The sequence below is a fragment of the Bradyrhizobium sp. Bra64 genome, assembly GCF_024519875.1.
Taxonomy (GTDB): Bacteria; Pseudomonadota; Alphaproteobacteria; order Rhizobiales; family Xanthobacteraceae; genus Bradyrhizobium; species Bradyrhizobium japonicum_G.
This window is the reverse complement of sequence record NZ_JALJRD010000005.1, coordinates 107,196-125,840: the sequence shown is the minus strand read 5'-3', so window position 1 is coordinate 125,840 and position 18,645 is coordinate 107,196. Positions and strand designations below refer to the sequence as shown.

The 18,645-nt window shown below is 65.7% G+C and carries 20 protein-coding genes; 8 read left to right on the top strand and 12 right to left on the bottom strand.

The features are described 5' to 3' along the window. Window positions 1–86: 86 nt before the first annotated feature. From NR187_RS17515 to NR187_RS17480, 8 genes are all read right to left on the bottom strand, one after another. On the bottom strand, window positions 87–695 hold the full coding sequence (locus NR187_RS17515) for a riboflavin synthase (RefSeq protein ID WP_256807128.1): 609 nt from the start codon (window positions 693–695) through the stop codon (window positions 87–89). Continuing rightward, window positions 695–1,843, bottom strand: coding sequence for a bifunctional diaminohydroxyphosphoribosylaminopyrimidine deaminase/5-amino-6-(5-phosphoribosylamino)uracil reductase RibD (gene ribD, locus NR187_RS17510; RefSeq protein WP_211385929.1), 1,149 nt, complete (start codon window positions 1,841–1,843; stop codon window positions 695–697). Before ribD ends, NR187_RS17515 begins: the two co-directional genes overlap by 1 nt. After that, complete coding sequence (nrdR, locus tag NR187_RS17505) at window positions 1,840–2,322, bottom strand: transcriptional regulator NrdR (RefSeq protein WP_007603426.1); 483 nt, start codon at window positions 2,320–2,322, stop codon at window positions 1,840–1,842. Before nrdR ends, ribD begins: the two co-directional genes overlap by 4 nt. Window positions 2,323–2,344: 22 nt before the next feature. Beyond that, window positions 2,345–3,643 (bottom strand): serine hydroxymethyltransferase, encoded by a 1,299-nt coding sequence (gene glyA / locus NR187_RS17500; protein WP_211385928.1) that lies wholly within the window; start codon window positions 3,641–3,643, stop codon window positions 2,345–2,347. Window positions 3,644–3,912: 269 nt separating this feature from the next. Then, complete coding sequence (locus NR187_RS17495) at window positions 3,913–4,134, bottom strand: hypothetical protein (RefSeq protein ID WP_211385927.1); 222 nt, start codon at window positions 4,132–4,134, stop codon at window positions 3,913–3,915. A 37-nt stretch (window positions 4,135–4,171) separates the two neighbouring features. Then, on the bottom strand, window positions 4,172–4,408 hold the full coding sequence (locus NR187_RS17490) for a hypothetical protein (protein WP_211385926.1): 237 nt from the start codon (window positions 4,406–4,408) through the stop codon (window positions 4,172–4,174). A 202-nt stretch (window positions 4,409–4,610) separates the two neighbouring features. Continuing rightward, a complete protein-coding gene (gene ldtR, locus NR187_RS17485; RefSeq protein ID WP_011087797.1) occupies window positions 4,611–5,129 on the bottom strand; it encodes a transcriptional regulator LdtR in 519 nt (172 codons plus the stop codon). A gap of 476 nt (window positions 5,130–5,605) precedes the next feature. Next, window positions 5,606–6,109 (bottom strand): DUF6163 family protein, encoded by a 504-nt coding sequence (locus NR187_RS17480; RefSeq protein WP_211385925.1) that lies wholly within the window; start codon window positions 6,107–6,109, stop codon window positions 5,606–5,608. Window positions 6,110–6,255: 146 nt separating this feature from the next. On the opposite strand from NR187_RS17480, the gene hemB reads away from it, so the two are divergent. The 3 genes from hemB (at window position 6,256) to NR187_RS17465 (ending at window position 8,998) form a co-directional block, all read left to right on the top strand. Continuing rightward, entirely contained in the window at window positions 6,256–7,314 is a 1,059-nt protein-coding gene (hemB, locus tag NR187_RS17475; RefSeq protein ID WP_211385924.1) for a porphobilinogen synthase, read from the top strand. Window positions 7,315–7,518: 204 nt separating this feature from the next. Continuing rightward, on the top strand, window positions 7,519–8,052 hold the full coding sequence (locus tag NR187_RS17470) for an RDD family protein (RefSeq protein WP_211385923.1): 534 nt from the start codon (window positions 7,519–7,521) through the stop codon (window positions 8,050–8,052). A 169-nt stretch (window positions 8,053–8,221) separates the two neighbouring features. After that, window positions 8,222–8,998 carry an arginyltransferase gene (locus NR187_RS17465; protein ID WP_211385922.1) on the top strand — a complete coding sequence of 259 codons (777 nt, stop codon included), beginning with the start codon at window positions 8,222–8,224 and terminating at the stop codon, window positions 8,996–8,998. Between the two features lie 6 nt (window positions 8,999–9,004). On the opposite strand, the gene NR187_RS17460 is transcribed toward NR187_RS17465, so the two are convergent. After that, window positions 9,005–10,357, bottom strand: a complete 1,353-nt coding sequence (locus NR187_RS17460; protein ID WP_256807126.1) for an Nramp family divalent metal transporter — start codon at window positions 10,355–10,357, stop codon at window positions 9,005–9,007. A gap of 167 nt (window positions 10,358–10,524) precedes the next feature. On the opposite strand from NR187_RS17460, the gene NR187_RS17455 reads away from it, so the two are divergent. Next, on the top strand, window positions 10,525–11,769 hold the full coding sequence (locus tag NR187_RS17455) for an MFS transporter (protein WP_256807125.1): 1,245 nt from the start codon (window positions 10,525–10,527) through the stop codon (window positions 11,767–11,769). Window positions 11,770–11,794: 25 nt separating this feature from the next. Here NR187_RS17455 and NR187_RS17450 read toward each other — a convergent pair whose 3' ends face one another. Then, entirely contained in the window at window positions 11,795–13,054 is a 1,260-nt protein-coding gene (locus NR187_RS17450; protein ID WP_211385919.1) for an adenylate/guanylate cyclase domain-containing protein, read from the bottom strand. A gap of 176 nt (window positions 13,055–13,230) precedes the next feature. Here NR187_RS17450 and NR187_RS17445 point away from each other — a divergent pair, with 176 nt between their 5' ends. Together NR187_RS17445 and NR187_RS17440 are read left to right on the top strand one after the other, a co-directional pair. Continuing rightward, entirely contained in the window at window positions 13,231–14,388 is a 1,158-nt protein-coding gene (locus tag NR187_RS17445) for an MFS transporter (protein ID WP_211385918.1), read from the top strand. 31 nt (window positions 14,389–14,419) lie between these two features. Further along, window positions 14,420–14,611, top strand: a complete 192-nt coding sequence (locus NR187_RS17440) for a hypothetical protein (protein ID WP_211385917.1) — start codon at window positions 14,420–14,422, stop codon at window positions 14,609–14,611. Between the two features lie 51 nt (window positions 14,612–14,662). Here NR187_RS17440 and dmeF read toward each other — a convergent pair whose 3' ends face one another. Beyond that, complete coding sequence (gene dmeF / locus NR187_RS17435; protein WP_256807124.1) at window positions 14,663–15,616, bottom strand: CDF family Co(II)/Ni(II) efflux transporter DmeF; 954 nt, start codon at window positions 15,614–15,616, stop codon at window positions 14,663–14,665. A 200-nt stretch (window positions 15,617–15,816) separates the two neighbouring features. Between dmeF and NR187_RS17430 the strand changes: the two genes are divergently transcribed. Both NR187_RS17430 and chrA read left to right on the top strand, forming a co-directional pair. Continuing rightward, on the top strand, window positions 15,817–16,635 hold the full coding sequence (locus NR187_RS17430; RefSeq protein ID WP_211385915.1) for a chromate resistance protein ChrB domain-containing protein: 819 nt from the start codon (window positions 15,817–15,819) through the stop codon (window positions 16,633–16,635). Then, complete coding sequence (chrA, locus tag NR187_RS17425; protein WP_256807123.1) at window positions 16,635–18,020, top strand: chromate efflux transporter; 1,386 nt, start codon at window positions 16,635–16,637, stop codon at window positions 18,018–18,020. The genes NR187_RS17430 and chrA overlap by 1 nt, the downstream gene beginning before the upstream one ends. A gap of 70 nt (window positions 18,021–18,090) precedes the next feature. On the opposite strand, the gene NR187_RS17420 is transcribed toward chrA, so the two are convergent. Further along, complete coding sequence (locus NR187_RS17420) at window positions 18,091–18,483, bottom strand: DUF3551 domain-containing protein (RefSeq protein WP_256807122.1); 393 nt, start codon at window positions 18,481–18,483, stop codon at window positions 18,091–18,093. Window positions 18,484–18,645: the final 162 nt, after the last annotated feature.

Here is an 18,645-nt window from a genome sequence, read left to right as displayed (position 1 = left end):
GCTCGACCCGGCAATCCATCGGGTCAAGACCTCTTAAGAGGATGGATGCGCGGGTCAAGCCCGCGCATGACGAAGTTTGATCACCGTCACTTCATTTCCGTCAGCCGCGCAGCGTAGCGGGCCATCAGATCGACCTCGATATTGACCTCGGTCCCCGCCTTCCAGCCGCCGATCGTCGTCACCGTCAGCGTGTGCGGGATGATCAGGACCGAAAAGGTCACGTCCGCCACCGTATTAACCGTCAGCGAGACGCCGTCGAGGGTGATCGAGCCCTTGGTGGCGATGAACCGCGCCAGCTCCCGCGTGGTCGAAAGCTCGAACCGCGCCATGTCGGGCAGGTCCTCGCGGCTGACGAGGGTCGCGATGCCATCGGCATGGCCGGCGACGATATGCCCGCCAAGCTCGTCGCCGATCTTCAGCGCGCGCTCGAGGTTGAGCTTCGTGCCGAGCCTCCAGTGTTTTGCGGTCGTCAGCGCCAGCGTCTCGGCCGCGGCATCGACATCGAACCAGGTTCTGCTGTCTTCGACGCCCGAGGCGACGACGGTAAGGCAGACACCATTGCAGGCGATCGAGGCGCCATCGGCAATGGTGGTCTGATCGTAGCGGCAGACGATGCGCAGCCGGTGCAACTGGCCCTGCGCCGTCGGCGTGAAGCCGACGACCTCGCCGATATCGGTGACAATGCCGGTAAACATTACGCGCGCTCGTAGATGGTGAGAGTATCCTTGTCGAATGTCTCGCTAGCATGAACCTTATAGGCCGGCGACTGCGTGATTTTCGACAGTGGCAATGCATCGAGCGCATCGACGCCGCTGCTGCCGACCTCTTCCGCGCCGCGGAACAGCCAGATTTCGTCCACGAGGTCCGCGGCCACGAACGACGCAGCGACGCGGCTGCCGCCCTCGACCATCAGCCGCGAGATGCCCTTCTCGGCCAGCGCACGCAGCACGGCCGGCAAATCCAGCCCGGATGTGCCGCCCGGCGGGACGCGGATCACTTGCGTACCGGCAGCGCCAAGCCGTGTTGCGGCCGCAGCTTCCGCAAGCTCCGAGCCGACCACCCAGAGCGGCGTCTCGCGCGCGGAGCGGACGAGCTGGCTCGAAGCCGGGATGCGCAGGCTCTGGTCGAGCACCATGCGCACCGGCGAGCGGGCGGCCATGCCCGGCAGGCGGCAGTTGAGCTGGGGATCGTCCGCCAGCACGGTGCCGATGCCGACCAGGATGGCATCGCTCTGCGCGCGGAGCAGATGCACGCGATTGCGCACGGCCTCGCCGGTGATCGCGACCGGCTTGCCGCCGGCCGCACCGATCTTGCCGTCGGGCGAGACCGCGAGCTTCAGGATTACATGCGGGCGCCGATCGCGGATGCGGCGGAAATGACCGGCATGATCAAACGCGGCCTCCGCCGCGCACAGGCCGACATCCACCGTGATGCCTGCTGCGCGCAGGCGCGCATGGCCCTGGCCCGCGACTTCCGGATTGGGATCCTCGATCGCTGCGACGACGCGCTTGATGCCGGCGGCGATCACCGCATCGGCGCAGGGCGGCGACTTGCCGAAATGCGAGCATGGCTCCAGCGTGACATAGAGCGTGGCGCCGCGCGCCGCCTCGCCGGCGCGCCGCAGCGCCTCGGGCTCGCCATGCGGCCTTCCGCCGGGCTGTGTCCAGCCGCGACCGACGATCACTCCATCTTTCACGATGACCGCGCCCACGGCCGGATTGGGCCAGGTGCGCCCCTGCCCGCGGCGGCCGAGCGCAAGCGCAAGCTGCATGAAGCGGCGATCGGCGTCCTTGGACTCGCGGATCTTCTGGCCGAATTGATCCTCCAGGATGCGGAAGATCATTTGCGGATCGCGGCGAGCCGCGCTTCCTCCTCACCGGAGAGCTCGCCGAGCACGTCGGCAAAGTCCTTGGCCTCGCGGAAATTGCGGTAGACCGAGGCGAAGCGCACATAGGCGACGTCGTCGAGCGTGCGCAGATGCTCCATCACGGTCTCGCCGATCACCTCCGAGGAAATCTCGGCCTCGCCGCCGGTCTCGAGCTCGCGCACGATGGTGGAGACCATCTTCTCCACCCGCTCCGGCTCGACCTGCCGCTTGCGCAAGGAGATCGACACCGAGCGCATCAGCTTGTCGCGGTCGAACGGCACGCGGCGGCCGTTGCGCTTGATCACGGTGAGCTCGCGCAATTGCACGCGCTCGAAAGTGGTGAAGCGGAAATTGCAGGCGACGCACACGCGCCGCCTGCGGATGACGGAGGAGTCCTCGGTCGGACGCGAGTCCTTTACCTGCGTATCGAGACTGTTGCAGTTCGGGCAGCGCATCCGTTTACCTTGAGCGGTTTACTTACTGGTAGATCGGAAAGCGGTCGGTCAGCGCCTTGACCCGTTCCTTGATCGCGGCTTCGACCAGCGGCGCCTTGCCGTCGGAGGATTGTGCGATCGCGTTGAGGACCTCGGCGATCATGCCGCCGACCTGCTGGAATTCAGCGACGCCGAAGCCGCGGGTGGTGGCGGCCGGCGTGCCCAGCCGAATCCCCGAGGTGACGAACGGCGACTCGGGGTCGAACGGAATGCCGTTCTTGTTGCAGGTGATGGCGGCGCGGACCAGCGCCTTCTCCGACGCATTGCCCTTCAGGCCCTTCGGCCGGAGATCGACCAGCATCAAATGGTTATCGGTGCCGCCCGAGACAATATCGAACCCGTGGCTCTTCATCGCTTCAGCCAGCGCCTTGGCGTTCTCGACCACGTTCTTCGCGTAGATCTTGAAGTCCGGACGCAGCGCCTCGCCGAAGGCGACCGCCTTCGCCGCGATCACATGCATCAGGGGGCCGCCCTGCAGGCCCGGGAAGATCGCCGAGTTGAATTTCTTGGTCAGCGCCTCGTCATTCCACAGCATCAGGCCGCCGCGCGGGCCGCGCAGCGATTTGTGCGTCGTGGTGGTGGTGATGTGGGCATGCGGCACCGGCGAGGCATGCACACCACCGGCGACGAGACCCGCGAAGTGCGCCATGTCGACGAGGAGATACGCGCCGACGCTATCCGCGATCTCGCGGAAGCGCTTGAAGTCCCAGGCGCGCGAATAGGCCGAGCCGCCGGCGACGATCAGCTTCGGCTTGACCTCTTCGGCCTGCTTGGCGACCGCATCCATGTCGATGATCTGGTCCTCGCGGCGCACAGTGTAGTGCGCGGCCTTGAACCACTTGCCGCTCATGTTGACGGGCGAGCCGTGGGTGAGATGGCCGCCGGCCGCAAGGTCGAGGCCCATGAAGGTGTCGCCGGGCTGGAGCAGCGCCAGGAACACCGCCTGGTTCATCTGGCTGCCCGAGTTCGGCTGCACGTTGGCGAATTTGGCGCCGAACAGCTTCTTGGCGCGATCGATCGCGAGGTTCTCGGCGACGTCGACCCACTCACAACCGCCGTAATAGCGCGCGCCCGGATAACCCTCTGCATACTTGTTGGTCATCACCGAACCCTGCGCTTCCAGCACGGCACGGCTGACGATGTTCTCGGATGCGATCAGCTCGACCTCATGGCGCTGCCGGCCGAGCTCGCCCTTGATGGCGGCGGCGATTTCCGGGTCGGCCTGGTCGAGCGAGGCGGTGAAAAACGAATCGGGCGCGGAGGCGGTTTTGGCTGAGGTCATCTTGCGAATATCTCCACCGCCGCAGCCTTTTGGCGGGCTACGGGCGGGTCTGGTGTGGCGGTCGGAAGCGGCGAGCGCGATCTACCACATTGCCCGCCCCCGGCCAAGTAGTTGCGGGTCGGGCCTGATATTTATGCAAGATATGGTGGGGATTGCAGGTTTTCGGCACTGGGTGGTTCCAGCGAGCCACCGATCTGCGGGCATCCCTAATGGGGCCGCTTTGAGCCTCAAACTCTGCGCCAGACCCGCCGGCCGCGGTCAGCGTCCCGTCACAGCCCGGTATACCCCGCCTTCACGGGGTCGACGCTGCCATCGAGCTCGCGCAGATAGGTCAGACCGAACACAGTCAACCTGTGGGTGTCCTTCTCGCCGGCTTCCATCAGGGTGTTGAGGTAATTCGTCACCTTGGCCCGCGCCTCCGCGCTCGCCGCAGACGTGCGGTTGGCGAGCAAATCGTAGGTCTGCATGATGCGGTCGATGGCAGCTTCCATGGCACCCTCTGGTTCTTGGACATGTTGGGACTCGTGATCAGGCAACCGCTTTGGCCTCGGACTGCGCCTCGAACCTCGTGATGGCCTTGTTGGCCAGCCTGATCTTGTTGAATTCACCGTGCTGGAGCAGCTTGATGACGATCTCGAGCAGGTGCTCGTCGGTGACGAGGCTGTCGGGGATCGCGCCGGAGCGGCGGAGATAGTTCGCGGCGATAGCATAGGCCTCGCTCACGAGTTCCACGTTCATCACCCCCAAGCCACGCTCGACCAGCATCGTCCGCCCTCCGATCCGAAGGGGATAAGCACCGAACCGGGAACTCGTTCCCTGCGGCCGGAGATTTTTTCGCAACCGCGAAATGACAGAACGCACCGGTCCGGGCACAAGCCGGGCCGGCGCGCTTGGGGAAGTCAGGCACGTTCGGGAGGCTTGCCGGTCTTGTTGTGGGCCGGCTTGGCCAAGTCCCGTCGAAAAGATCTCAAAGACGATACAGGATCTGGTCGGTCCAGAACCGCTCGAGGCGGTGCAGCGACTTGTTGAGGGTCGAGAACTCCTCGCCCGAGATGCCGCCGACCTGCTCCACCGTCTTGACGTGCTTCTGGTAGAGGGAGTCGACGATGCGGCGAACTTCCTGGCCCTGCGGCGTCAGGCGGATGCGCACCGAGCGGCGATCAACGCGCGAGCGCTGATGATCGAGGAAACCGAGCTCGACGAGCTTCTTCAAATTGTAGGAGACGTTGGAGCCGAGATAATAACCGCGCGTGCGCAGCTCGCCCGCGGTCAGCTCCTTGTCGCCGATGTTGTAGAGCAACAGCGCCTGCACCGAATTGATGTCCGCGCGGCCGCGGCGATCGAATTCGTCCTTGATGACGTCGAGGAGCCGGCGATGCAGCCGCTCCACCAGAGTCAAAGCTTCCAGATAGAGCGACTGCACCGAACCCTGCTGGCCGGAGACGCGCTCTGCGGTATCTGCCGCAGTTGCGACGGCTTTCATCATGACACTTCCCCTGTTGTCGTTTTTATCGACACTTATTCGACGAAACTTGTGCTCCGTCTGATAGCTGCAACTTAAGGGGCTCGTTTGAAGATCGGCTTAAATAAGAGAATAAAGAGATCATGAATTTAAGACAGTGAATTGCGGATTAAGCCTGTGCCACAAGCACTTTTCGCAACCCTCTGTTGACCTTCGCAAGGTCCTGTTCACCCTCCGTCCGCTCCCGTTGTCGCATTCCAGAACAGCCCCGCCCCGTTTCGAAACGGCCGCGTAAGAGCTGTGGCGGAATGCACGGAGTCAACGAAAAGTTACCTCGAATTTTAGGCAACCGGCGGTCAACCAAGCGCACCATTCTCGTGTCATGGACAAGCGCAGCGAAGCCAGAGCATGGATCGTAGAGAGATGGACCCCGGCTCTGCGACGCATCACGCCGCAAGTGCGGCGCGCTCCGTCGCGTCCGGGGCACGAGAGTTTGCCAGCTACGGCGGCCGTTCGCGTGCTGCCATCCAGGCGAGCGCGAGATAGGCGGCCAGCATGAAGGCTTCGACACCGACCACGACCAGGCTGCCGCCGTAGATGCCCGGGAACATCAGCTCGATCACCGCCATCGACACTACGGTCGTCAGCCACACCACCGCGCCCCAGGGGGTCGCGAGCCACAGGCCGACCGCGGCGACGAGCTCGATTACGGCGAAGTAGACGGTCGCGGCCTGCCAGGCCATCGACTGGTTCTCGAACGCCTCGTCCTCGCCGCCGACGAAGCCGGTGACCTGCGCCCAGTGATAGAGACCTTTGAGGATCGAGAGCAGCGCCATCACCCGCAGGAACAGCACGAGCCGGCGCGTCCAGACATTGTCGTCCGACTCGGCGCGCTCCGACGAGATCGCCGCCACCGACATCGCGTTGTCTCTGGCGTTGTCTCGGGCGTTATCCCTGGCATTGGCGCCGTCGCGGGCCGCATCGCGGGTGGAAATCTCGGACATGCCTCTCTTCTGGCTGCTTCGGCCTGCAAAATCAATCGGCTGCCCAGGCCGGTCCTTCGCCTTGTCTTTACCTTGCGGCAGGTCAAGCCGCGGTGACGGGACCCATGCGAGCTGGTATAAGAATAATTCCAGCCGGAGGAAGAGTGATGGCGATCAAATACGGACGTCCGATCGAATTGCGCGAGGTTTCGCGCGGGGATGGCGCTGGCGCCTCCCCTGCCCTCGATCTGACCGTCCGCCCGCGCCGCAACCGCAAGGCCGAATGGGCCCGGCGCATGGTGCGCGAGAACGTGCTCACCACCGACGATCTGATCTGGCCGCTGTTTTTGATCGACGGCGACAACAAGCGCGAGCAGATCGCCTCGATGCCGGGCGTCGACCGCCTCAGCGTCGACCAGGCCGTGCGCGAGGCCGAGCGCGCGATGAAGCTCACCATCCCCTGCCTGGCGCTGTTTCCCTACACCGACCCGTCCCTGCGCGACGAGGAAGGCTCGGAGGCCACCAACCCGAACAATCTGGTCTGCCAGGCGGTGCGCGCGATCAAGAAGGAGTTTCCGGAGATCGGTATCCTGTGCGACGTCGCGCTCGATCCCTTCACCAGTCACGGCCATGACGGCCTGATCTCCGACGGCAAGATCTTGAACGACGAGACGGTCGCGGTGCTGGTGCGTCAGGCCCTGGTGCAGGCCGAAGCCGGCTGCGACATCATCGCGCCCTCCGACATGATGGACGGCCGCGTCGCCGCGATCCGCGAGGGCCTGGATCGCACCGGGCTGCTCGACGTGCAGATCATGGCCTACGCCGCAAAATACGCCTCCGCCTTCTACGGGCCGTTCCGCGACGCCATCGGCTCGGCCAAGACGCTTACCGGCGACAAGCGCACCTACCAGATGGACAGCGCCAACACCGACGAAGCGCTCCGCGAGGTCGAGCTCGACATCTCCGAGGGCGCCGACATGGTAATGGTGAAGCCCGGCATGCCCTATCTCGACGTGGTCCGCCGCGTGAAGGACACCTTTGCCATGCCGACCTTCGCGTACCAGGTCTCGGGCGAATACGCGATGATCGCAGCCGCCGCGAACAATGGCTGGCTCGACGGCGACCGCGCCATGATGGAGAGCCTGCTGGCGTTCAAGCGCGCGGGCGCCGACGGCGTGCTCAGCTATTTCGCGCCGAAGGCGGCGGAGAAGCTGCGGGCGCAGTAATTGTAGGGTGGGCGCACCTGTCTCCCCAACCTCGTCCTGGCGAAAGCAAGGACGACACCGGGGCCGATAACTCGCCGCTCCCCCGACCACCTCCCCGCCCCCGAATCGCCGGAATATTTCAGCTTGTTGACGTCGGCGCACCCTTGGCACGCGGACGGCCTGTTCCCATGTCCTGCCACGGGAGTTTCCCTCGGGAGGACGGTCATGTCGTATTCGGACTCGGGCAATGCCTGGCGCAATGCCGGCGGGGCGCACGCCTATGATCCCGATCTGCACCCGGAACTGTTCCGCGGCGTCGCTACGCGGCGGGTGTTCGCCTTCCTGATCGACATGGTCGTGATCTCGGTGCCGGTGATCCTCGGCTACCTCTTCATTGCGGTGTTCGGCGTGATCACGCTCGGCATCGGCTGGGCGCTGTTCTGGCTGGCCTGGCCGGCCTCCGTGATCTGGGCGATCGTCTATTACGGCGCCTGCATCGGCGGTCCGTCGTCCGCGACGATCGGCATGCGCGTGATGGATCTGGAACTGCGCACCTGGTACGGCGCATCAGGCTATTTCGTGCTCGGCGCCACCCACGCCGTGCTGTTCTGGGTGACGGTGTCGTTCCTGTCGCCCTTCGTGGTGCTGGTCGGCCTGTTCAACGGCCGCCGTCGCCTGCTGCATGATTTCGTGCTGGGAACGGTCGTGATCAACAATTCCGTTCGCGCCCCGGTGCCTCAGGGCGCCAGGACTTACTGAGAAGACCTACTGGGAAGACCACCTGAGAGCACCTGCTGAGGAACTGGTGATCAAGAACCTATCAACCTGGATCCGCTAAACTGGCTGATCCGACCTGCCGAGCAGACCGATTGACCGGGAGCTTTCGTAGCGCGATGCTGGTACCCAATTTGGAGGCCCACGACGTCCCTTGACCCAGCACTCGCGCGATACCCCACAATTTTACCTCACGGCGCCCTCCCCCTGCCCCTATCTGCCGGGCCGGCACGAGCGCAAGGTGTTTACGCACCTCGTGGGTGAGCGCGCCGGTGATCTCAACGACCTCCTGACCCATGGCGGGTTCCGCCGCAGCCAATCGATCGCCTATCGGCCGGCCTGCGACCAGTGCCGCGCCTGCGTCTCCGTACGGGTCGTCGCCAACGAATTCCGGCCCTCCCGCAACTTCCGCAAGGTGATCGCCCGCAACGCCGACATCATCGGCGAGCAGCGCAGCGCGGTGCCGACCTCCGAGCAATATTCGGTGTTCCGCGCCTATCTCGACTCCCGCCACCGCCATGGCGGCATGGCGGACATGACAGTGCTCGACTACGCCATGATGGTCGAAGACAGCCATGTCGAGACCCGCATCATCGAGTACCGCAAGCGCGGCCCCGACAGCGGCATCACCGGCCGCGGCGAAGAGCTGATCGCGGTCGCGCTCACCGATGTGCTCAGCGACGGCCTGTCGATGGTCTATTCCTTCTTCGAGCCGGGCCAGGTCAGCCGCTCGATGGGCACCTTCATGATCCTCGACCACATCGCCCGCGCCCGCCGGCAAGGGCTGCCCTACGTCTATCTCGGCTACTGGATCGAAGGCTCCAAGAAGATGGACTACAAGGCCCGATTCCTGCCGCAGCAGCGCCTCGCGCCATCAGGCTGGCTGCGCATCGACGCGCTGGGCGATGCGGCCTCCGAGCCGCAGGATTAGCCGCCCTCACCCGAACAGCGTATCCGCGAGCAGCTTCACGTTCAGAACCACGATCACGCCCGCGACGATCCACGCGATGGCGGCGACCCATGCGGGGATCGCGAACTTGCCCATCTTGCGGCGATCGGAGACGAAGCGCACCAGCGGGATGACCGCGAACGGCAGCTGCATCGATAGCACGACCTGGCTGAACACCAGCAGATCGGCCGTGCCGCGCTCGCCGTAGATCGCCGTCACGACGATCACGGGAACGATGGCGATGCCGCGCGTCAGGAGACGCCGCGCCCAGTTCGGCAGGCGCAGGTCGAGAAAACCTTCCATCACGATCTGGCCGGCGAGCGTCGCCGTCACCGTCGAATTGAGGCCCGAGGCGAGCAGCGCGACCGCGAACAGCGTCGAGGCGATGCCCAGACCCAGCAAGGGCGAGAGCAGCTCGAACGCCTGGCCGATCTCGGCGACATCCGAATGGCCGCTTGTGTGGAACGTCGCGGCGGCCACCACGAGGATCGCGGCATTGATGAACAGCGCCAGCATCAGGGCGATGGTCGAATCCGTCGTCGCCCATTTGATCGCCTCGCGCCGGCCGGTGTCGTTGCGCTCATAGGCGCGCGTCTGCACGATCGAGGAGTGCAGATAGAGATTGTGCGGCATCACGGTCGCGCCGATGATGCCGATCGCGATGTAGAGCATCTCCGGGTTGGTGAAGATCTCGGTCTTCGGCACGAATCCCCTCAGCATCTCGGCAACCGGCGGCGCTGCCGCGGCAAGCTGGACCGTGAAGCAGACTGCGATCACGACGAGCAGCGCGATGACGAAGGCTTCGAGGAAACGGAAGCCGCGGTTCATCAGGATGAGCAGCAGGAAAGCGTCCAGCGCAGCGATCAGTGCGCCGCCGATCAGGGGAATGCCGAACAGCAGTTTCAGCGCAATCGCGGTGCCGATCACCTCGGCGAGATCGCAGGCGATGATCGCCGCCTCGCAAGCGAGCCACAGCATGAAGTTCACGGCCGGCGAATAGGTCGCGCGGCAGGCCTGCGCGAGGTCGCGGTCGGTGACGATGCCGAGCCGTGCCGCCAGCGACTGGAGCAGGATCGCCATCAGGTTCGAGAGCAGTATGATCGAGAGCAGCGTGTAGCCGAACTTCGATCCTCCGGCGAGGTCGGTCGCCCAATTGCCGGGGTCCATGTAGCCGACCGAGACCAGGTAGCCCGGGCCGACGAAGGCGAGCATGCGCCGCCACCACACTCCCGCCTTGGGGAGGGCAACCGTGGAATTCACCTCGGCGAGGCTTTTGGTGGCAGGCGCATCATTGCGCCAGCCGGCGGCGTCTCGGGTCAGATCGGGCGAGCGAGCATCCATGGAGAGGACAATACCGAAGTCGAGGCTTATTGCAACTCATTTGCAACTGCATCTAGCCCTTTTGGTTCCCGACACGGCCTTGTTCGCCGTCCTGTCGGGAAGCGGGTGGGTTTGAAGGCCTCCCGAAGCGGATACTGGCGCCAACCCGACTTTGCAGGAAATGAGCCATGTCAAATCCGCCTCGCCTTCCGCCGACCTTCAACCGCCTTGCCTGGTCCAACCTCGCGGCGCAGTCGGCCGAGCAGATCGCACTGGCCGCAGCCCCGATCGTCGCCGTGCTGACGCTCGGGGTGGCCGAAGGCCAGACCGGCCTGCTCCAGACCGCCCTGACCTTGCCCTTCGTCCTCTTCGCCATTCCGGCCGGCCTGCTCGCCGACCGCATCTCCCGCCGCGCGCTGATGGCCGGTGCCGAGGCGCTGCGGGCCGCTGCGCTCGCCTCTATCGTGCTGCTGCTCGCGCTCGGCGCGCTCAATCTGCCGCTGCTGGCGCTGCTCGGCTTCGCAGCCGTGTGCGGCACCGTCGTCTACAGCGTGGCCGCGCCGGCGCTGGTGCCGTCGCTGGTGAGCGCAGAGCTGTTGCCGGCAGCCAATGCGCGCATCGAGCTCGCGCGCACCATCGCCTTTGCCAGCGGCCCTGCGCTCGGCGGCGCGCTGGTGGGATGGTGGGGCGCCAGCCCGGCCTTCGGCTTTGCCGCGGCCCTCTCCGCCATTGCCGTGGTGCTGCTCTCCGGCATCTACGAGCCCACCCGCACGCCGGCGCCGCGGCGCCATCCGCTCCAGGACATCCGCGAAGGCGCGGCCTTCGTGTTTCACCATCCGCTGCTGCGGCCGGTGTTCATCACCCAGTTCATCTTCAACACCGGCTGGTTCCTGCAGATCGCCGTGTTCGTGCCCTACGCCGTGCGCCATCTCGGCCTGACCGCCACCGGCATCGGCACCGTGCTTACGATGTACGGGGTCGGCATGGTGATCGGCGCGCTGTTCGCAACGCGCGTGATGAAGCGCATCGCCTTCGGCACGGTTGTCGGCCTCGGCCCCGTCACCGGCTTCTTCGCCGCGGTGGTGATGGCGTTGACCGTGCTGGTCCCCTCGCCCTGGCTCGCGGCCTTGAGCTTCTTCCTGCTCGGCGTCGGGCCGATCCTGTGGGTGATCTCGACCACGACCTTGCGTCAGTCGGTAACGCCGCCGCGCCTGCTCGGCCGTGTCTCCGCCATCAACATCATGAGCTACGGCGCGCGCCCGGTCGGCTCTGCGCTGGGCGCGATCGTCGGCGGCATCTGGAGCGCGGAGGCGTGCCTGTATCTCGCCGCCGCCGTGTTCGGCGTGCAGGCGCTGGTCATTTGGCTCTCGCCCGCGGCGGCGCTGGATCGGCAGCCGGCGATGGTGGGGGACGAGGCGGCGGCACGATGCTAGCCTCCCCGTGACGGGGCGGCCCGGCCTAATTCGCCAGATACCGCTCGTAGCTCCCCGTCACAGGCTCGCTCGCGTCCACCTCCGGATCGAGCGTGTAGAGATCCTGGGCGCGGCCGATGCCGCGCAGCGCGTAGCGGCCGGTGGAGACGAGGTAACGCCGGCCTGCGGCGTCGAGACCCTTGTAGAACTCCGCCGAGGCCAGCAGTTCGCGATCGACCGAACGGCTCATCGAGGCGATGCGGCTGACCTCGTTCACGGTCGGACCGACCACGGTGAAGTCGAGCCGGTCCTCGCTGCCGATATTGCCGTAAAAGACCTCGCCGACATGCAGGCCGATATAGGCGGACGTGACGGGACGGCCGTCGGCTTCCCGCCGCACGTTCAGCGCCGCGACGTTCTTGCGGAACAGATGCTCGGCGCGCAGCGCGGCGCGGCGGGCCGCCGCCATGTCCTCGCCGGTGAACATCGCGAGCACACCGTCGCCGATCAGCTTCAGCACGTCGCCGCCGGCATCGTGGATCGCGTCGATCACGGCCTGCGCATAATCGTTGAGGAACGGGATGATCTCGTCGGGGCCGATGCTCTCGCTGATCCCGGTCGAGCCGCGCAAATCCGAATACCACAGCACGGCGTTGATGCGCTCGGTGACGCCGCGCGAGATCCGCCCGCGCAGCACCTGCTCGGAGGCATCGCGCCCGAGATAGACCCGGCCTAGCGTGCGCGCGATGTCGACCTGCTGCGCCGACTTGATCGCGAGCCCCAGCACCGGCACGAGATCGCGCAGAGCCTCCAGCTCGGGTTCGGAGAAGCCGCTCTCGCGGCGCGTGGTCCAGCAGGAGTAGAGGCAGTCCATTAGGCCGAGCGCGCCATTCTCGCCGAAGCGGTGCACGAAGGCGAGATAGTGCCGGTGGCCCTTCTCGGCGAGCTCGCCGATCTGCGAGAAATCCATCGACGGCGCGTCGGCGAGATCGATCACCATCTCGTCGTCGCCATGCTCGAGCATGTGGAAGAACACCGAGCGGCGCCAGCTCTTGGCTGCGTCGCCTTCGGCGGTCGAGCCGTATTCGAACGCATCGCTCTCATTGCTCGGCCGGTCGCTCCAGCGAAAGCCGCGCCCCTCGTAGATCGGATGCAGCGTGTCGATCACGACGAGCCCGCGCGAGAGTTCCAGCCCTTCGGCGCGGCAGCGCTCGCAGAAGCCGCGGAGCAGTTCGTTTTCGGGCAGGCCGGTGAGCCCCTGGCCGGTCAGCCAGTTCATCAGCGCAAGGCGGGAGGTCAATTGCATGCGCCATTATGCCGTGCATTCGTGACGGGCGAAAGGCGCAAGCCACGCGCGGGCCGTGCGCAAGGTCCCGTCCCTTGCAGATCGAATATGCCGCAGCCGCGGTTGACGCACTCGCCGCGCGGGCGGCAAATGCTAGCGATGATGATCTTGTCGGCCAGAATCGGAAGCACGCGGGGATGAGCCAGCGCCAGCTTCCGATCATCCTGGCGCTCGGCACCACGCAGACCCTGGCCTGGGCTTCCAGCTACTATCTGCCGGCGCTGCTCGCCGATCCCATGGCGCACGACCTCGGCGTCTCCTCCAACTGGATCTTTGGCGCGTTCTCGGCCTCGCTGGTGATCTCGGCAATGCTCGGCCCGCGGATCGGGCGACGGATCGATCTCGTCGGCGGCCGGCAGGTGCTGTCGGCATCGAACGTGACGATCGCGGCCGGCCTTGTGCTGCTCGGCCTCTCGCAATCGGTGGCGGTGATGGCGATGGCCTGGCTCGTGCTCGGCATCGGCATGGCGATGGGGCTCTATGACGCCGCCTTCGCCGCGCTCGGCCGCATCTACGGCACCGAGGCGCGCAGGTCCATCACCGGCATCACGCTGATGGCGGGCTTTGCCTCGACCGTCGGCTGGCCGCTCACCGCCTGGGGCCTCGCCCATATCGGATGGCGCGACACCTGTTTTGCCTGGGCCGCCGCCAACATCCTGATCGGCCTGCCCCTCAACTTCTTCATGCTGCCGGCGATCAAGGGGGCGAAGCAGGCGGCGGCGACGGCCGAGAAGCCGCATTTGCCGCTCGACCGCACCATGATCCTGCTCGCCTTCGTCTTCGCCGCGGTCTGGACGGTCACCGGCGCGATGGCGGTGCACTTCCCGCGCATCGTGGAGGCAACCGGTGCGACACATGTCGAGGCGATCGCGGCCGGCGCGCTGATCGGTCCGGCACAAGTGCTCGCGCGCATCCTCGAAGCGAGCGTTCTCAGCCGCTTTCATCCGCTGTGGTCGACGCGGCTCGCCTGCCTCACCCATCCGCTCGGCGCGGCCGTCGTCGCCATCTTCGGCGCCCCCGCCGCCAGCGCGTTTGCGCTGCTCCACGGCTCGGGCAACGGCATCCTGACCATCGCCCGCGGCACCCTGCCGCTGTCGATCTTCGGGCCGAAGGATTTCGGCTACCGCCTCGGCATCATCGGCGCGCCGGCACGGATGGCGCAGGCCGTGGCGCCGCTGGCCTTCGGCCTGCTGATCGACGTGATGGGAGCCAAGGTGCTGATCGTCTCGTCCGCGCTCAGCCTGTCGGCACTGGCCGCGCTGTTCCTGATCCGCGCCGAGCCGCGGCCGGATTGACCGGCTTGCGGCTTTCGCGCACAAGCAAAGCATGACCGAAGACAACCGTCCGCCCCGCGACTTGAAAGGCCTCCTGCGCTGGGCGACCACGCCGCCGCAGGCCTGGGGCGTCTATCTCCTCGCCATCATCCTGGTCTGGCTGGTCTCGTTCTATGCCGGGTCGCTGCGGCCGAAGAAGGCGCCGGATGCGAGCCCGCCCGCTGTGACCGCGCCGAAAAGCTGACCCCGGTTCGGCTTGCGGCCACGCCGCGCAATTCCGCTTCAGCCGATCACGTCAATGCGGGCAGGTCTCGACCTCGACCGTGACGTGGCTCAGCCCCTTCAGCCCGGCGAGCCGCTTCTTGTAGACGGCCGGCTGTTTCGGCTTGTCCGACACCACGGACACCAGCACGGCGCAATGGCCGGGGCCGACCTGCCAGAGATGCAGATCGGTGACGCGGTCGTCGCCGGTTTCCATCCGCGCACGGATCACCCGCTCCAGCTTCTCGTCGGCGCGCACGTCGAGCAGCACCGCACCTGATGTCTTGATCAGGCCGAACGCCCAGCTCGCGATCACCGCGCTGCCGATCAGGCCTACGGCCGGATCGGCCCACACCCACTCCGAATACATCGCCATCAGCAGCGCACCGATCGCCAGCACCGAGGTCGCGGCATCCGCCATGACATGGACGTAAGCGGCGCGAAGATTGTTGTCGTGATGATAATGGTGGTGATCATCACGATCGTCGTGGTCATGATGCGCATGGCCGTGGCCGTGATGGTGGTGATCATGGCTGCCGCGCAAGAGCCACGCGCTGGCGAGATTGACGCAAAGGCCAAGGGCAGCCACAGCGATCGCCTCGCCGTAGACGATCGGCACCGGCGTGATCAGCCGCAGCACGCTCTCATAGGCGATCTCGACCGCGATCAGCCCGAGAATGATCGCGCTGGAGAAGGCGGCGAGATCACCAAACTTGCCGGTACCGAAGGTGAAATGCGAATTTCCCAGGTGCCGCCGCGCAAAGCGGTAGGCGAAGGCGGCAATGCCGAGCGCCGCCGCATGCGTGCCCATGTGCCAGCCGTCGGCGAGCAGCGCCATCGAGCCGAACAGCGAGCCGGCGACGATCTCGACGACCATCATGACCAGCGTCAGGACGACCACGAGCCAGGTGCGCCGCTCGTTCTCCTCGTGCTTGTCGCCGAGAAAGGCGTGGTCATGGGTCCATTGCTCGATGGAATGGGAATGCATCAGGTCAGGCTCCGGGAACAGATTCCTCTGCCCAATATAGGCCGCGGCAGCCGATCTTTCTAACGCTCATCGCCTTCGAAACCGGCGATTGACAGGCTCGCACGATTTCGCTGTAATGTTCCCATGGGGATTTGAGCGATCTCCCCACGAGGCGACATGCCCAAGTATCGCGTCCCGTTTCGTTTATGCGAGGACGCATCATGTCAACGTTTACGACCATATCATCTGACAAATTGACACGGCTGATCGGCACGGCGAACGCCCCTGTGCTGATAGACGTGCGCACCGACGAGGATTTTGCTGCCGATCCGCGGCTGATCCCCGGCTCGATCAAGCTCAGCCACGAAAACGTCTCGGACTGGGGCGGCGAGCTGTCCGGCCGCTCCGCGATCGTCTCGTGCCTGCGCGGCGCAAAGCTCGCGCAGGGCACTGCGGCCTGGCTGCGGCAGCTCGGCGTGCAGGCCGAGACGCTGGAGGGCGGCTTCGAGGGCTGGAAGGATGCCAAGCTGCCGCTGATCGACGCGTCAAAACTGCCGCCGCGCGACGCCAGGGGACGCACCGTCTGGGTGACGCGGGCACGGCCAAAGGTCGACCGTATCGCCTGCCCGTGGCTGATCCGCCGCTTCGTCGATCCGAACGCGGTGTTCCTGTATGTGGCCCCGTCCGAGGTGGTCGCCGTCGGCGAGCGGTTTGGCGCGGCCCCCTTCGACATCGAGAACGTGTTCTGGAGCCACCGCGGCGAGCTCTGCACCTTCGACGTCATGATCGAGGAGTTCGGGATCGCCACCCCGGCCTTGCTCCGGCTCGCAACGCTGGTGCGCGGCGCCGACACCGCACGGCCCGACCTTGCGCCGGAAGCGCCCGGCCTGCTCGCCGCCTCGCTCGGGCTGTCGCGGATGTACGATGACGACATCGAGCAACTCGAGGCCGGCATGCTGCTCTACGACGCCTTCTACCGCTGGTGCCGCGACGCCACTGGCGAGACCCACAACTGGCCGACCAACAAAGTGAAGGCGTGATGGATACCCGTACTCTCGAAGCAGGAGCTGACGCCGGTCACGGCGTCAGCTTCCGTGAAGCGTTTCGCGTCTGGTTCCGCGTCGCCTGCCTGAGCTTCGGCGGGCCCGCGGGCCAGATCGCGGTGATGCACCGCATCCTGGTCGAGGAGAAGAACTGGATCTCCGAAGCCCGTTTCCTCCACGCGCTGAACTACTGCATGCTGCTGCCGGGCCCGGAGGCGCAGCAGCTTGCGACCTATGTCGGCTGGCTGATGCACCGCACCGCCGGCGGGCTGATGGCGGGCGGGCTGTTCATCCTGCCCGGCATCATCGCCATCTTCGGCCTCAGCTACGTCTATGCCGCCTTCGGCAATGTCAGCTTCGTCGAGGCGCTGTTCTTCGGGCTGAAAGCCGCCGTGCTCGCCATCGTCATCGAGGCCGTGGTGCGCGTCGGCAAGCGGGCGCTGAAGAACCGCATCATGATCGCACTCGCGGCGATCGCCTTCGTCGCCATCTTCTTCTTCGCAGTGCCCTTCCCGATCATCATCATCGCCGCGGGCATGATCGGATATGTCGGCGCGAGGCAAGGCCGTCCGGAATTCGCTCCGGCCGGTCATGGCCACGGCGGCAGCACCGCCGCAATCGACAGCATGCTCGGCGAGGCCGTGCCCGATCACGTCCGGCCCGATACCGGGCGCGCGATCCGGGTCGGCGCATTGTGGCTGGCGCTCTGGCTGGTGCCGGTGATCGCGCTGCTTCTGTCTCTCGGGCAGGCCAACGTCTTCAGCCAGATCGCGCTGTTCTTCTCCAAGATGGCGCTGGTCACGTTCGGCGGCGCCTATGCGGTGCTGGCCTACGTCGCCCAGCAGGCGGTCGAGCATTATCACTGGCTGAAGCCGCACGAGATGCTCGACGGGCTCGGCATGGCCGAGACGACGCCGGGCCCGCTGATCATGGTGCTTCAGTTCGTGGGCTTCATGGCCGCCTACCGCGATCCCGGCGGCCTGTCGCCGATGCTCGCGGCCACGCTCGGCGGGCTGCTCGCGACCTGGGTCACCTTCACGCCCTGCTTTCTCTGGATTTTCGTCGGCGCCCCCTACGTCGAACTGCTGCGCGGCAACAAGGGCCTCGCCGGCGCACTCAGCGCGATCACGGCCGCCGTCGTCGGCGTGATCCTCAACCTCTCGATCTGGTTCGCGCTGCACACGCTGTTCCGCGAGACCGTGCCGGTGCATGCGTTCCCGTTGAACTTCGACATGCCGGTGCCGACCAGCGTCGATGTCCCCGCGCTCGTGCTGTCGATCGCGGCCGCGACCGCGATCTTCCGCTTCAAGCTCGGGATGCTGACGGTGCTCGCGGGCAGCTGTGCCGCGGGCGTCGCGTTGCGGTTTGCGGGGATAATCTAGGGCGCATTCATCGCGTGCACTTCGGCCGCCAAAGCCGAATGCGATCGGGCCGTCGCCTGTAGCACGACTGCTACATGTAACGCCTCACACTCTCGAGAAAGCGTTCTTTTTCGCCGGGCGCGTAACCCTGGCAAGCCCCGTAATAGGCTTCGACGCCATGATTGCACGATCTGGTCTCGGCAGGCGCGCGAGAGCCTGATCCGATTTGGCGATGATATCGCGGATCATTCCGTCTCACCCGGGACTTCGTACCGGCATAGTATGGATTAAGGCTGCACGATTGACCGTTAGCCGCTGCCCGGCATTGGTCCATCGTATGGTAGGCGCATCTATGGTAAGAGGCGCCTCCCCGGGCGACGACGCGCAAGCAAACCGGAAAAGCCGGATCATAGGTCTGAGCCCCGGCGTACCCCGCTGTTAAAAGGATGCCCATCGTCAGGATCGTCAAAACCAACTTGCGCATTGGAACTTCCTCGACCTCGCACAAGGCTCCTGCACTTGGACCGGCAGTCTTGATCCAAGTCAATGTTCTCCAAGTCAATGTTCCCGGAATAGGTTCCGTGCAGTGACAGGCCGCGCGCGGCGTCATTTTGCGCCGTGCAAATTCTGAACGGCGAAATGCCTT